This is a genomic window from Streptomyces sp. NPDC087263 (assembly GCF_044744645.1).
In the GTDB taxonomy this organism is placed as follows: Bacteria; Actinomycetota; Actinomycetes; order Streptomycetales; family Streptomycetaceae; genus Streptomyces.
Genome location: NZ_JBIUYT010000015.1, coordinates 35,296 through 49,833 on the forward strand (window position 1 = coordinate 35,296; position 14,538 = coordinate 49,833).

Sequence of the window (14,538 nt, forward strand, 5' to 3'; positions counted from 1 at the left end):
GGGAGGCGGCCGGCGGGGAAGAAGGGGACGTGAGATGACGGAAGGGCCTCAGGCGGCCTGTACGACGCCGGCCGTGCCCTGCGCGGGAACCACCGCGCCGTCGAGTTGCCCTCCCGCGATCGCCTCGCGAGCGGCCTCGACCTCTTCGGGCCGGCCCTGGAAGTACTGCACGGTGCGGCGGAGCCCGTCCTCGTCGGAGACGACCGGCTCCCAGCCCAGTACTTGCTGCGCCCGGGTGATCAGGGGACGGCGGCGGGCGGGGTCGTCGACCGGCAGCGGGTGGTACTCGATGGTGCTCTCGGCCTTGGTCAGCCGCAGTACCAGCTCGGCGAGTTCGGCCACCGTGCGCTCATGCGGATTGCCCAGGTTGACGGGGCCCGGGTCGGTGGAGTCGATCATCGCGACGATGCCACGGATGAGATCGTCGACGTAGCAGAAACTGCGGGTCTGCGAGCCGTCGCCGTAGATCGTGAGCGGATCACCGTTCAGCGCCTGCGAGATGAAGCTGGTCACCACCCGGCCGTCGTGCGGGCGCATCCGGGGGCCGTAGGTGTTGAAGATCCGGACGATCCCGGTGTTGGCCTGGGAAGTTCGCCGGTGCGCGCTGGTCAGCGCCTCTGCGAAGCGCTTCGCCTCGTCGTAGATGCTGCGTGGACCGATGGGGTTCACATGTCCCCAGTAGTCCTCGGTCTGCGGGTGGACCTGCGGGTCGCCGTAGACCTCGCTCGTGGAGGCCAGCACGAAGCGTGCTCCGCTGCGTTGGGCCAGCGCCAGTCCCTGCTCGGTGCCGCGACTGCCGACCGCCATCGTCTCCAGGGGCATGCGGTGGTAGTCGGGCGGGGAGGCGGGGCTCGCAAGGTGGGCCACGGCGTCCACAGGAACCGTGACGGGTATTTCCTCGGACACATCGGCCATGATGAATTCGAATTCATCATGGCTCATCAGGTGTTCTATGTTTTCGCGCCGACCAGTTGACAGATTGTCGACGCAGATGACCGAATCACCGCGATTGATCAGGGCATCGCACAAATGCGACCCCAGGAATCCGGCGCCTCCGGTGACGACGATACGCACGATTCTCCTCGAAATATGGGGGGAGGGAGGTGTGAGGGCGAGGGTGATTTCCCGTAGCAAAGGAAGCATCTATGCAGGAATGAGAGTTCCCGTGCAGTAATGGAAATACCCGTCGTGCTCGGTAACTATCTCACTCCAAGGAGTTAGTGGTCTAGGCCTTTTCGGGTGTGATGGTCGTCACATTACCCACCCGACTCGGCGCCAACCTCTTGCATTCACTGGACCCGCCATCTATGTTGCGCCCTTGTTTCCGGAGTGCTGCTTTCTGTGCGTACGCTTAGAATTCGAACGGGAGTCCGTCGGCGGTCACGCCGGCCCGCCATCCGGAAATGGTGTCCATTCGCTCCAGAATACGAGGAGGTGTGAAATGGCGCCTTTTCTGCCTGGTCGCCAATCAGGGTGCAGGTGTTGTACCGTTAATGTGGCGGACGGCCGTTGCCGCATTCCCTGTCGTATGGAAACCTTCGGACCGGAGTGAGCGTGCTGTCACGGAGAAGAGTGCTGGCCGCGCTGCCTTTGCTGGCCGCACCGGTGGGCCTCGGTTGCCAGGCGAAGGGTGAGACCGAGCTGGCCCCGATCGCGATGACCTCGCCGGCTCCCCCACTGCGCGGCGTGGACCTGTCCAGCACTCTGCAGGCGGAGTCCGCGGGCCAGAAGTACAAGGACAAGGGGAAGTCCGCTCCGGTGGAGCGCCTCCTCGCCGCTCGCGGCGCGAACCTGATGCGCCTGCGGGTCTGGGTCGATCCCTCGTCCGGCGGCTACGACCTCGCCTCGGCCATCGAGTTGGCCCGACGGGCCCGCAGCGCCGGCATGGGTGTGCTGCTCGACCTGCACTACTCCGACACCTGGGCCGACAACGCCCACCAGAGGACGCCCGCCGCGTGGGCGGGCATGGACTGGCATGCGCTCGCCGCCACCGTCCGCACCTACACGCGCGACACCGTGCGGGCGTTCGCCGCGCAGGGCATCCCGCTGGACATGGTCCAGATCGGCAACGAGGTCACCAACGGCATGTTGTGGCCCAACGGCCGGGTCCGCTACACGCAGGGAGATCACTGGGACGGCTTCGTCGAGCTGCTCCGGGCCGGTCTTCAGGGAGCCGCGGAGGGCTCGTCGTCCGAGCTGCGCACCCTCGTCCACGTGGACAACTCCGGCGCGGGCGTCGACATCTACTCTTTCTACGACCACCTCGCCGCGGCCGACATCCGGTTCGACGTGATCGCTCTCTCGTACTACCCCTTCTGGCACGGTTCGCTGGCCGCCCTACAGACCAACCTGAACGACCTCGCGAACCGTTACGGCAAGGACGTGCTCGTGGTGGAGACGGCCTATCCGTGGAAACTGCCGCCCGAGGGCGACGAGGGACAGCACCTCGTGACGAAGGTCGGCCAGTTGCCGGACGGTGCCCGCTTCCCGCCCACCCCCCAGGGGCAGGCCGCCTTCTTCGACGCCCTGCGCACCGTGATCGCGCGGGTGCCCGGGGGGCACGGCCTGGGCTTTCTGGCGTGGGAGCCCGCCTGGGTACCTGGGGTGCCCTGGACATTCGGCGGGGTGAACCCCTACAGCAACCTCACCATGTTCGACTGGTCGGGAACCGGGCTCCCGTCCCTTTCCACCTTCGGCGGCTGAGTGCCTCGCTCCGGGCGGGCCAGGGAGTGTCGTTCGGATCGCCTCGGTTCAGGCCGCGGCGCCTGGTGCGGTGCATCGCAAGGCGGAGCATGACCCGCGTACTGGGTGTACTCGGGTGATGCGACAACGCAGCGAGGTGCCGTGCCAGGCGCCGCGGGCCCGAGGTGATCCACACGGCGCCCCCTAGCTAGGTGGTGCCAGGTCAGCCGGGGTGGTCCAGGTCGTGGGCGAGCGCCCGCAGGACCGGCCCGTACTCCGGGTGCGACAGGGCGGACGCGAACTGCGCGACCAGGTAGTCGGCCGGGTTGCCGGTGTCGTACCAACGGCCCTGGATGACCTGCCCGTACACCGCGCGGCTGCTCGCGTAGGCGTTGATGGCGTCGGCCAGATACACCTCGCCGGTGCGGTGCTCGTACCAGCGCGCGGTCTGCTCCCGCAGCTCGTCGATGATGCCGGGGGTGATCACGTAGCCACCGATGGCGGCGTACGCGGAGGGAGCGTCCGCCGCCTTGGGCTTCTCGACCAGGCCGACGATCCGCAGCAGTCCGTCGTCCAGGTCCTCCTTGACCACGGGCACGCCGTAGCGCTCGGAGTCCCCCGGGGCGATGGGCAGCAGGGCCAGCACCGGGGCGTTGGTCACCTCGTAGGCGCGGATCAGTTGCTGCGCCCGGGGTACTTCGGCCACGAAGACGTCGTCCGGCCAGAGAACGATGATCGGCTCATCGCCGAAATTCCGGGCGGCGTTCAGAACGGGGGTGCCGTTGCCATAAGGACCGTGCTGGTCGAGGTAGGTGATATGACCTTGCCGGGACAGCTCTCCGACTTCCTCCACGGCGTCCGCGTAGGCGGTCTTGCCGTCGGCACGCAGCCGGTCGACAAGGTCGGGGCTGGGGCGGAAATGGTCCTGGATCACGGATTTTCCGCCGGAGACCACAATGGTGATGTCCGTGATCCCCGACGCCACGAGTTCGCGCACCGTGTGCTCGATCACGGGTTTGTCGCCGACCGGCAGCATTTCCTTGGGTATTGCTTTGGTGAGGGGCAACAGGCGGGATCCGAGCCCGGCGGCAGGGATCACCGCGCGGCGAATGGTGGGGGGCACGGTATCTCTCTCCGTAAAGTGGGATGCCACGCCGAATCGGCCACGGGAATGGCATGGCGTGGCAAGGCTGAAGTACGGCTGACGAACGCGCGGAACAAGTGGGGTGTGCCGCCCGCCGAAGGGAACGTCCATGTTCCCCGGCAGGCCGTTGCGGATCGCAACGGCCGCCCATGACCCGACTGGTCGGCTTTTCGCTGAGCGTCCGTATGTCGGCTGAGCGCGCCTTTGCGTTCATGATCCCGAAGGGGCGATTTTGGTGGGGTACTGATTCGACCCCAGGTATCAATTGAACCGGCGGCCGCAGCGGCCCGTCAAGGGCCTACATCAGATGCGTGGATGGTCGGGAGTGGGGTGAACTGCGCTCTTCACGCCGGGTATACGCCATCGCTGACGGGCCGTTCACTCCGGAGAAGCCGTCCCGGTGACCCGGAGCGTCTCGGGCTGCGGGGGCCTGGCTGCCCGGCTGCCTCGGCCGCTGCGGTGGGGCCTGTGACAGTGCCGGTGCCGCAGTGCGTATCGGGCGATCCGGAGCAGGGCCTCGCTCGTCCAGTGGAGGCACCTCGTCGAGGTCGGGCTCGCAAGGGCCGACGGGCATGAGCAGCACGCGGTAGGAGTGGCAGGACGGCGGGAGCGGCTCCCGCCACCTGCAACGCGTCGCCGACAACGGCACGTACAACGGCGTGCATGCCGCATGCATGCCGCGACTGCCTCAGTTACTTCTCCACGACCCCAAAACATGCAGAAGGCCCAGGCCAGGTCGCCTCTGGCCTGGGCCTTGTCGGTAGACCCTGTGGGACTCGAACCCACAACCAATGGATTAGAGGCGCTGGCGCTGGCCAAAGCTTGCCGGGTGGTTCCGGACGGTTCTTCGGTGTCCGGAACCACCTGGTCAGGGCAGGTGCTACTCCTCGCTCAGTCCACGCCGTGATGACCTCTGCCACATCATCCGCTCACGCATCGCTCACGCACGGCCGGCCGGCCGCTGAGCAGCAGCTTTTCGGTCTACAGGAGAACGACGCAGCCTCGCCGCTCCAGTTCGGCCAGCAGCGACGGCGAGGGCTCGCAGGGGTTCCAGCGCACGTCCAGCTTCTCCAGCGCGGGCATGTCGACGACCCAGTGCGGCAGCCGCGTGAGGCGGTTGCTCCGCACGTCGAGCTGGCGCAGTCGGGGCAGGCCGCCCAGCGTCTCCGGGAGTTCGGTGAGGGCGTTCTCCCTCAGGTCCAGGTGGCGCAGTTCGCGAAGGTCGGCCATGGAGGGCGGCAGGCTTTCGACCGCGTTGCCCCGGAGCCAGAGTTCGCGCAGGTTGCGGAGGTCTCCGATGCTGTCGGGCAAGGTGGTGAGTCGGTTGTGCTGCGTCCGGAGTTCGATGAGTCCGGACATGCGGCCGATGGCCTCGGGCAGGACGGTGAGCGTGTTCTCGCCGACATTGAGGTAACGCAGCCGCGTCAGGTTTCCCAGCGAGTCCGGGATCTCCGACAACTTGTTGTCGTGCAGGTAGAGGCAGCCGCTGAGTTCGGCCAAGTCGCCCAGTTCGGCGGGCACCGAGGTGAGGTGGTTGTGGCCGAGGTCCAGGGTGGCAAGCCGGTGCAGCCGTCCGATCTCGGGCGGGAGGTCGGTGAGCCCGTTGTCCGCGAGGATCAGCACCTGGAGCTCGGTGCGCCGCCAGACAGACTCAGGTACTTGTCCCAGCTGTTGACGCCAGAGGTTCAGCACGTGTGGCACGGCGCGATCCCTTCCCCGGTCCTTCAGTGCCCGTAGGGAGGCTCGAAGCAGCCTGTCTCCAGGTACGGGCCGTTGGTCTGCACGCCGTAGTTGGACTTCTGCACGAACGCGGTGACGCAGGCGTCGGGGTGGACGCGCAGGCCGACCGAGGCCCCCTCGGGGGTGTGGTACTCGTTGTCCTTGAAACGCGGGAGCATCTCCCGGACGGTCAGCGCGTCGTCCCCCTCCTCGTACCCGAGCTCGAGAAGCGCCGTGCGCACGGTCGCGGGGTCCCACTTCCCCTGCTCCCACAGCCGCTTGAGCACCGGCTCGATACGGACGGCCTCCCGCTCGGCATCCCGCTCATGGGCCGGGGACATCTCGCCCGTTCGCCGGTAGGCGTTGTTCTCGTTGTAGTGCGGGGCACCGTCACCGGCCCCCGGCTCCACGTACGGAGAGGCTCCCGGGGCGCTGGGCGAGGCGCTGGAACCGGCCCCGGCTCCAGCCCCGGCTCCAGCTCCGGCCGCCAAGTCCGAGGCCCTCTGCTGACCGCAGGCGCCGAGCGTCAGAATGAGGATCGCACCGACAAGTACCGTGCGCTGGACGGACGTTGAAGTGGGCATGGAGCAACTCTGTCATCCAGGCGGACGGCGGCGGTTGAGTACGCGTACTCAATCCGACAGGTCACGGCGTCTGCGGCCCCTCCCGGGATCCGCCGCCCGGCATCCGGGTCACCGTCCCGGGCGAAAGCTCCGCCGTCGGCCGGCATCCGCCCCCACAGGGCATCGGCCAGGGCCTCACCGAACTCGGCAAGGATGTCGGACTCGGGGAAGACCTGGGAAGCGCCCGGTCGCTCATCGCCGAGGTGGACCGCCTGGAGGAGAGCCATGGCGACAAAGACTGAACCATCCATGATCGCCAGCACTCCGGCTGAGCCAACGATCACCCAGCCCCCGAGAACGACACAAGCCCCAGTCCAGATGTCCTCTGAACTGGGGCTTCCCGGTAGACCCTGTGGGACTCGAACCCACAACCAATGGATTAAAAGTCCACTGCTCTGCCAATTGAGCTAAGGGTCCACGCATCGGTCCACGGGGATCCGGTTGGGGATCCTGTGGCGATGCATCCCCGAGCATAGCCGGACGTGGCCGGGACTCCGATCGGGTATCGGGGCCCGGCCGCGCCAAAAGCGGACACGGCTGGGGATCAACAGCGCACAAGGTTACGGATCGACCGGTTCGGGCGGGCCCTTGCGGGCCGCTTCGCGGGCGAGGGTGCGTTCGTGGGCGGGGTTGAGGAACCAGTGGCGGGCCGAGGCGAGCCACCAGGTGGTGGCGAAGCCGAGGACGACGAGGACGGCGACCGGGGCGTAGTTGAAGGTCTCCCAGGTGACCGGGGAGACCTGGGGGAGCATGAAGAGGATCGTGATGGCCACCACCCAGGCGACGGACACGACGCCGATCGGGCGCGACCAGCGGCCCAGGTGCCAGGGGCCGCGTTCGAAGGCCTCGCCCTTGCGGATCCGCAGCAGGGTGGGGATGACGTACGCGATGTAGAGGCCGATGACGGCGATGGAGGTCACCGCCGCGTACGCCGTGACGTTGATCAGGTACGGGAGGCCGAGGACCAGGGCGCCCAGCGCGGCCAGCCAGACCGCCGCCACCGGCGTCCGCGTGCGCGGGTTCACGGTGTGCCAGAGGTGCGAGAAGGGCAGCGCGCCGTCGCGTGAAAAGGCGTAGATCATGCGGGAGTTGGCCGTGACCGACGCCATACCGCAGAACAGCTGCGCGCCGATCACCACGAGCAGGAGCAGTTTGCCGGTCGTCGCGCCCAGCGCATCTAGCAGGATCTGGGCCGGCGGCACCCCCGTCGGCGACTCGAGGGCACCGTCGTAGGACTGGATCGCGAAGGTGAAGCCGAGGAGGAGGACGAAGCCCGCTATCCACGAGGTCCAGATCGAGCGGACGATGCCCTTGGGGCCGGCCGTCGACGCGTCGTGCGTCTCCTCCGTCATGTGGGCGGAGGCGTCGTAGCCGGTGAAGGTGTACTGCGCCATCAGCAGGCCGAGGGCGACGACGTACACGCCGCTGCCCCAGCCCGTGTTGTTCACGAACTCCGTGAACACGAAGGAGGCGGACTGGTGTTCGTCCGGGACGAAGGTCAGCGCGCCGACGATGACCAGCACGCCCAGTACGTGCCACCACACGCTGACGTTGTTGAGGAGGCCGACGATGCGGACGCCGAAGGTGTTCAACAGGCCGTGCAGGACCAGGATTCCGGCGAAGAGGAGCACGGTGCGGCCGGGGGTGACCCCGAAGTCGAACTGGAGGTTCAGGTAGGCGCCCAGGAAGGACGCGGCGCCGAAGTCGATGCCGGCGGTCACCGCGACCTGGCCGAGGACGTTGAACCAGCCCGTGAACCAGGCCCAGGCGGCGGCCGTACGGGGCGGGGCCAGGCGGTGGGCCCAGAAGTACAGGCCCGCGGACGTCGGGTACGCCGAACAGATCTCGGCCATCGCGAGGCCGACGAACAGCGTCATCAGGCCGACGGCGACCCAGCCCCAGGTGATCACGGCGGGGCCGCCGGTGTTCATGCCGAACAGGTAGAGCGTCAGGCAGCCCGACAGGACCGAGATGATCGTGAAGGAGACCGCGTAGTTGGAGAACGCCGACATGCGGCGGGCGAGAACCTGCGTGTAGCCGAGCTGGGCAAGCCGTTCTTCGTCCGACAGCCCACTCGCTCCGGCATCACGCGCGGATTGCGCGGAGTTTGTCATGCCCCCAGCGATTCCCTCGCCGGGGGCGTGACATGCGTCGGACCGTGGCCGAAAACTGCGCCTAGAAGATCCCCTTGTATCCCTGCCAGCCGGTGGCGATCTTCACGCGCGCGGCGAACGAGCCCTTGCCGTTACCGGTCTGGCGGTAGAGATTGCCCGCGGTGTCCCGCGCGACCAGGTCGTTCTTCCCGTCCCCCGTGATGTCACCGGCACCGACGACCGCGTTGTACGTAGCCCCCCAGTTGGAGAAGACCTTCACGCGCTCCTTCACCTGGCCCGTGCCCGTGCCGTCGTAGCGCCACAGCGTTCCGGCCTTGTCCAGCGCCAGCACGTCCCCGAAGCCGTCGCCGGTCAGGTCACCGGCGCCGACGATCTTCTTGTACGTCGGCCACGTACGGATCTTGACGCCCGCCTTGAGCTTGCCGGCACCGTTGTTGGCGAACAGGTAGATGTCGCCGGTCGACGTCTTGCGTGCCAGCAGGTCGGTACGGCCGTCTCCGGTCAGGTCGCCGGGCGCGGTGAGGACGTTGTACGCGTTCCAGCCCGTGCCGAGTGAGGTGTGGCTGTTCGACGGGGTGTACGCCGCACCGCACCGGCCGGCGTAGCGGCGCAGCTCACCGTTCGGCATCTTGACCAGCATCTCGGCGCACCGGTCGGTCCCCATGTCGCCGAACGGCACGGCAACGGTCCCGGCGGGCCAGCCGGACCCGGACGCCTTCCAGTCGAAGGTGCCCTTGCCCTTGGTGTAGTTCAGGGCCAGGGCGCCCGAAGAGTTGAGCGTGACGAGTTCGCCGTAGCTGTAGCCGCCCTGGTCGTGGTGGCCCTGCCGACCGCCGTTGAGCCCGATCGTGCCGCTCGTGGTGTAGGTGCCCGAACCCTCGGTGGCCTTGGCGGTCAGGGCCCAGGTGAAGCCGCCGTTGTACGCGTACGTGCCCGCGTCCGTCTTCCCGTCCCAGGCGACGTCGATGTCAGCGCCGGTGCCGGTGAGAGTTCGCACGGCCCGTCCCGCGGAGTCCTTCACCGTGAAGGTCCAGGCGGCCTGCTTGTTGAGCTGCCAGGTGCTGTTCCAGAAGTTGTCCTTGGCGTCCAGGTAGGTGTCGTCCACCTCGGACTCGATCGCCCCCAGCGGCTGCGACGGCACCCCGCTCTGCACGATCCGGACCGCCTTGTCCTGGTCGACGTACGCGATGTCGCCGCCGAACTTGTCCACCGACCAGCTCAGCCGTCGCTGGTCGGCCGTGTTCCCGGCGGGCAGGTCGGCGATGGCGCGCGCGGCCGCGGAGGTGCCGGAGTGGTAGTCCGTCAGCATCAGCTTGCCGGCGCCCCGGTCGTGCTGGACGAGGTAGCCGTCACCGACCAGCGCGGGGCCGGAGGGCACCGTGATGTTCTTCTTCGCCGTACGGTCGTACACACCCGCGGCTCCCGTCGGACCGCAGTTCCAGTACATCCAACGGCCGACGACCTGAAGCTCCTTGACCGTGCAGGGCGCGCCCGTGGCGACCGTCTGCACCGTCTTCTTCGTCTCCAGGTTGTACGCCGTGACGACCCCGTTGCCCGAGCCGGGCGTCCACAGCGTCGAGCCCCACACGGAGGCCGCGGTGATGGAACGGGTCAGCCGCACGTCCTCGTAGAAGTACGGGTTGACGGAGTCGACGTACTGCTTGCCGGTGGAGGCCGCGTTGTAGACGTAGAACCGGCCGGTCGCGTCGACGAAACGGCCGCCGGTCACCGCCGGTTCCTCCGTCCCGCTCAGCGAGCTCTCCGTCATGTACAGCTGGGCGACCTGCTTGCCGACGGCGTCCTCCATGAAGTAGCCGACGAACGTGTTGCCGAGGGAGCGCATCGGTACGCAGCCCTCCGCACCCGCGTCGCAGGGCACCCGTTCCACATGGTCGCCGCCCGCGTAGGTCTCGGCATATCCGCGGCTGGTCTTCTCCAGCACCGTGGAGCCGTCGGCCGAGATCCGGCGGCCGATCACCCACTGGTAGCCGCTCGGGGTGTTCTCCACGGTGGTCAGGAAACCGCCCGCGTAGTCGACGCCCCACACGCCGTCCGTCTGGACGGGCATCGGCGTGGTGTCCGCGGACACGGGCGTCGCGGTGGTCAGTGAGCCGGCGGCCAGAGCGGCCAGGCCCACCAGAGAGCGTGCGAAGACACGCCAGGTCAAGGGTCCCTCCCCAGGGAAGTGAGAACGGCATGACGGCCGGAGGCACACACCCCCGGATCTCGTGCGCGGCAACACCGAGTCCCCCTCGACCGCGCCCCTCCATGCAAAGTCAGATATGAACGATCTTAACAACTTCCACACAGGTTTCGGCAGTGAATTGACCGCGAACAGAAGGCCGTTGCGGCGGCGGCGCCCCTGACGCACCGAAACCGCTGAGAACGCCGAACCGGCCGAACCCGCCGAGAACGCCCGGAACACCCGGAACGCCGTAAGGGCTCGTACGACCGGAGTCGTACGAGCCCTTACGGATCAGTTGGTCAAGCGGTGTCAGCCGTTGCGCTTCCAGCGCGGCTTGTCGTCGCGGCGGCCGAAGGAACCGGTGGCGGTACCGGTGCCGGTGCCACCGCGGTGGTCGTCGCGGCGGCCGGTCGGGCGGTCGTGGCCGCCGGCGCGGAGGCCGCCGGTGGGGCGGTCGCTCTGACGGTCACGGTTGAAGGGACGGTCGCTGCCACGGTGGGTGGACGGACGCTCGTCACGACGGTCACGGTTGAAGCCACCCGAACCCGCCGAACCGGCCGAACCACCCGACGGGCGGTCGTCACGGCGGAAGCCGCCCGAGTTGCCCGAGGGACGCTCGTCACGACGGTCACGGTTGAAGCCGCCGGAGCTGCCCGAGCCACCGGACGGGCGGTCGTCGCGACGGAAGCCGCCCGAGGGACGGTCGTCACGACGCTCGAAGGAACGGCCGCCACGGTCGTCACGACGGTCACGGTTGAAGCCACCGGAGCTGCCCGAGCCACCCGACGGGCGGTCGTCACGGCGGAAGCCGCCGGAGGGACGGTCGTCACGGCGGTCGTCGCGACGGAAGCCACCCGAGTTGCCCGAGGGACGGTCGTCACGGCGGAAGCCACCACGGTCACCGCCACGGTCGCGGTTGAAGCCACCCGAGTTGCCCGAAGGACGCTCGCGGCGCTCGTAGCTGCCACGGTCGTCACGGCGCGGACGCTCCTCGCGCACCGGTGCCGCGGCGACAGCCGCCTGCTCCACCACGGCGGCCTCGGCAGCGGCTGCCTCCACGACGAGGGCGGCCTCGGCCAGCGCGACCTCCGGGTCCTCGCCCCGCTCACGCGCGGCACGGGCGACCAGGCGGTCGGCCTCGCCACGCAGCTCGGCGGCACGACGCTGCGCGCGCTCCAGCTCCTTCGTGAGGCTCAAGACCTCACGCTCGGCCTGCTGCGCCGAGTTGCCCGCGGACTCGGCCTGGACCTCGGTCATCGAGCGGGCGCCGGTGATCTCGGCGACCTCGGGCTCGAAGGCCGTACCGGAGTTGATGATGTGACGCGAGGCGTCGACGCCCGCGTCCTCCATCAGCCGGAAGATCTGGCGGCGCTGGTGCGGCAGCGAGAGGGATACGACGGTGCCGCTGCGGCCCGCGCGGGCGGTACGGCCGGAGCGGTGCAGGTAGTCCTTGTGGTCACCGGCCGGGTCCACGTTCAGGACCAGGTCGATGCCGTCGACGTGGATGCCGCGGGCGGCGACGTCGGTCGCGACGAGCGCGTTGACGTGGCCCTTCTTGAAGTCCTCGAGGACGCGGGTACGCGCGCCCTGCGTCATGCCGCCGTGCAGTGCGTCGGCCTTCACGCCGGACTCGCAGAGCTGCTCGGCGATGCGGTCGGCGCCCAGCTGGGTGCGGACGAAGATGATCGTGCGGCCCTTGCGGGAGGCGATCGCGGAGGTGACCGGCGCCTTGTCCTTGGGCTTCACGATGAGGATGTGGTGCGTCATGGTCGTGACGTTGCCCTGGGCGCTGTCGACCTCGTGCGTGACGGGGTTGCTCAGGTAGCGCTTGACCAGCGTGGAGATCTCGTTCTCCATGGTGGCCGAGAACAGCATGCGCTGGCCGCCGCCCGGGATCTGGTCGAGCAGCTCGGTGACCTCGGGCAGGAAGCCCAGGTCGGACATCTGGTCGGCCTCGTCGAGTACGGCGACCTGGACGTTCTCCAGCGAGCAGGCGCCGCGGTTGATGAGGTCGCGCAGTCGGCCCGGGGTGGCGACGAGGACGTCGACGCCGCGCTCCAGGGCGTACATCTGGTTGCTCATGGACGTACCGCCGCAGACGACCTTCATCTTCAGGCCGAGTACGTCGCCGTACGGCTGAAGCGCGTCCGCGACCTGCATCGCGAGCTCACGCGTCGGCGTGAGGATGATGCCGCGGGGCTTCTTCTTGTCGGTGTGACCGCCGGACAGCGACGCCAGCAGCGGCAGACCGAACGAGAGGGTCTTGCCGGAGCCGGTGCGGCCGCGGCCGAGGATGTCCTTGCCGGCCAGGGCGTCCGGGATGGTCGCGGCCTGGATCGGGAAGGGGGCGGTCACGCCGTTCTGCGCGAGCTTGCGGACGATTCCGTCGGGGAGACCGAGGGAGCCGAAGGTGATCGCGGGGGTGCCGTTCTCGGTCGCCCCGGTCTCGGTCTCGGTCGCGTTCTCGGCCTCGGCCTCGGCCTCGGAGGTGTCGGACGCCGCGGACGCCTCAGGCGCCTCGGTCCGCTCGATCTTCTCGGCGGTCTCGGGAGCGATCACGACTGTGGCCGTGACGGTCTCGGGAGCGGACACGACGGTCGTCGTGACGGCCTCGGCCGCCTCGACGATCCGGGCGCCCTCGGTGTCGGCCACGGGGTTCTCGTTGTTCTCGGGCACGACGACGTGATCAGTACTGGAAACAGACATGCGAAATGCGAACCTTCCGGAGTTCTACGGCACGCGCCCAAACTCCGTGAAGTCGCAATCGACCGCCTCTATGCGGTCCGGCCACGGTAAGGGAGAGTACGCGCCACGCGGCGCTCTCTTCATCGGCGCCAGGCAATTGGTATCAAACGATCTACTACCATACGCATCACTGCCCCCTGAAGGCAAACCAGGCGCATAAGCGCAGGTCAGGGGGATCCCGCAGTCCCGTCCACGCCGTCTACACCGGCTCCCCGGCCCGAGGCGCCGGCTCCCGTTCCCTCAGTTGTGTGACCTGCTCGTGCGCCGACGACGACGGCTCAGCCGTGCTCGGCTCGACCACCGGCGGCGTCGAAGCCGGGGGTGGGGGCGGCTCGGGCGTCGGCTCCGCCGTGGTATGCGTGGGACTCGGCTCCCCCTTGGTCGGCGCGGGCTCCACCGGCTTGCCCGGCCCGTCCTTCGCCGTGGCCTTGGCGGACGGCTTCGCGCCCGCGGACGGCGACGCGGACGGAGACGCCGACCCGGACGCGGACTCGCCGGGTTTCGGCGAACCACCGTCCTCCTTGGCCCCTTTCGCCCCGTGGAACCCGGTGCCGCCCCCGCTCACCGCCGTGCCCCCGTCCGGCGCCTCTCCACCCTGCTCCCCCGCCGAATGCGAGGGCGCGGGCCGGTCCGCGTCGTCACCCACGCTCATACAGCCGGCTGCCGCGGCGACGGCCATGACCGTGGCGGCCAGACGGACGGGTACGTACAAGGCGCGCACGGGCAGCCACCTCCGATTGGGGTCTCCCCTCTTCGAACGAAGCCGAGAACTCGGGAATGGTTCGGGGAGTCCCCCTGCCCAACTCCCGCCGCCCGCAAGAGGACACGCGCGGTCTTCGAACGACCTGCCGTTACGTGTCGCCGCCACATATCTACGCGTGGCTCTGCATGTCCCTGCCACATGTGTCCGTCGCGCGTCCACCTATGGCTCCGCATGTATCCGCCACCGGCACGCTGTCCCTGACAATGGCCTTGTGCTGGAGATGACGCGCGAAACCTTCGAAGAGCTCGTGAGCCAGGCCCTCGACCGGATCCCGCCCGAACTGACCCGGGTGATGGACAACGTCGCCGTGTTCGTCGAGGACGAGCCCGCGGCCGACGATCCCGAGCTGCTGGGCCTCTACGAGGGCACCCCGCTCACGGACCGGGGCGAGTGGTACGCGGGCGTACTCCCCGACCGCATCTCGATCTACATGGGCCCCACACTGCGGATGTGCCAGACCCCGGACGAGGTCGTCCACGAGGTCGCCGTGACCGTGATCCACGAGATCGCCCACCATTTCGGCATCGACGACGAGCGGCTTCACGAACTGGGCTGGGGCTGAG

Annotated in this window: 10 protein-coding genes and 1 tRNA gene; 2 read left to right on the forward strand and 9 right to left on the reverse strand. The window is 68.6% G+C overall.

The window, feature by feature from the left end; genetic code table 11:
* Window positions 1-48: 48 nt before the first annotated feature.
* Entirely contained in the window at window positions 49-1,074 is a 1,026-nt protein-coding gene (locus tag ACIPC1_RS36625) for a UDP-glucuronic acid decarboxylase family protein (RefSeq protein ID WP_402525251.1), read from the reverse strand.
* Between the two features lie 480 nt (window positions 1,075-1,554).
* Between ACIPC1_RS36625 and ACIPC1_RS36630 the strand changes: the two genes are divergently transcribed.
* Complete coding sequence (locus ACIPC1_RS36630; RefSeq protein WP_402525253.1) at window positions 1,555-2,703, forward strand: arabinogalactan endo-beta-1,4-galactanase; 1,149 nt, start codon at window positions 1,555-1,557, stop codon at window positions 2,701-2,703.
* Window positions 2,704-2,905: 202 nt separating this feature from the next.
* Here the strand turns inward: ACIPC1_RS36630 and ACIPC1_RS36635 are convergent, their stop codons facing one another.
* The 8 genes from ACIPC1_RS36635 to ACIPC1_RS36670 form a co-directional block, all read right to left on the reverse strand.
* Complete coding sequence (locus ACIPC1_RS36635; protein WP_402525255.1) at window positions 2,906-3,805, reverse strand: UTP--glucose-1-phosphate uridylyltransferase; 900 nt, start codon at window positions 3,803-3,805, stop codon at window positions 2,906-2,908.
* Window positions 3,806-4,807: 1,002 nt separating this feature from the next.
* The gene (locus tag ACIPC1_RS36640) at window positions 4,808-5,527 is read right to left on the reverse strand and encodes a leucine-rich repeat domain-containing protein (protein ID WP_402525258.1); all 720 of its coding nucleotides are present in this window, start codon (window positions 5,525-5,527) and stop codon (window positions 4,808-4,810) included.
* A gap of 23 nt (window positions 5,528-5,550) precedes the next feature.
* Window positions 5,551-6,129: a hypothetical protein gene (locus ACIPC1_RS36645; RefSeq protein WP_402525261.1), complete on the reverse strand. Its 579-nt coding sequence runs from the start codon at window positions 6,127-6,129 to the stop codon at window positions 5,551-5,553.
* 383 nt (window positions 6,130-6,512) lie between these two features.
* A tRNA-Lys gene (locus ACIPC1_RS36650) sits at window positions 6,513-6,585 on the reverse strand.
* Between the two features lie 143 nt (window positions 6,586-6,728).
* Complete coding sequence (locus tag ACIPC1_RS36655) at window positions 6,729-8,282, reverse strand: amino acid permease (RefSeq protein ID WP_402525264.1); 1,554 nt, start codon at window positions 8,280-8,282, stop codon at window positions 6,729-6,731.
* 61 nt (window positions 8,283-8,343) lie between these two features.
* Window positions 8,344-10,449 (reverse strand): FG-GAP-like repeat-containing protein, encoded by a 2,106-nt coding sequence (locus tag ACIPC1_RS36660; RefSeq protein WP_402525266.1) that lies wholly within the window; start codon window positions 10,447-10,449, stop codon window positions 8,344-8,346.
* Between the two features lie 327 nt (window positions 10,450-10,776).
* The gene (locus tag ACIPC1_RS36665) at window positions 10,777-13,173 is read right to left on the reverse strand and encodes a DEAD/DEAH box helicase (RefSeq protein ID WP_402525269.1); all 2,397 of its coding nucleotides are present in this window, start codon (window positions 13,171-13,173) and stop codon (window positions 10,777-10,779) included.
* Between the two features lie 238 nt (window positions 13,174-13,411).
* The gene (locus ACIPC1_RS36670; protein WP_402525272.1) at window positions 13,412-13,933 is read right to left on the reverse strand and encodes a hypothetical protein; all 522 of its coding nucleotides are present in this window, start codon (window positions 13,931-13,933) and stop codon (window positions 13,412-13,414) included.
* Window positions 13,934-14,186: 253 nt separating this feature from the next.
* Here ACIPC1_RS36670 and ACIPC1_RS36675 point away from each other — a divergent pair, with 253 nt between their 5' ends.
* Window positions 14,187-14,537 carry a metallopeptidase family protein gene (locus ACIPC1_RS36675; protein WP_384387674.1) on the forward strand — a complete coding sequence of 117 codons (351 nt, stop codon included), beginning with the start codon at window positions 14,187-14,189 and terminating at the stop codon, window positions 14,535-14,537.
* Window position 14,538 lies beyond the last annotated feature (1 nt).

Bases quoted from the DNA above. Each gene is read 5' to 3' on its own strand.
- ACIPC1_RS36645 (WP_402525261.1), bottom strand. From the start codon at position 6,129: ATGCCCACTTCAACGTCCGTCCAGCGCACGGTACTTGTCGGTGCGATC.
- ACIPC1_RS36655 (WP_402525264.1), bottom strand. From the start codon at position 8,282: ATGACAAACTCCGCGCAATCCGCGCGTGATGCCGGAGCGAGTGGGCTG.
- ACIPC1_RS36665 (WP_402525269.1), bottom strand. From the start codon at position 13,173: ATGTCTGTTTCCAGTACTGATCACGTCGTCGTGCCCGAGAACAACGAG.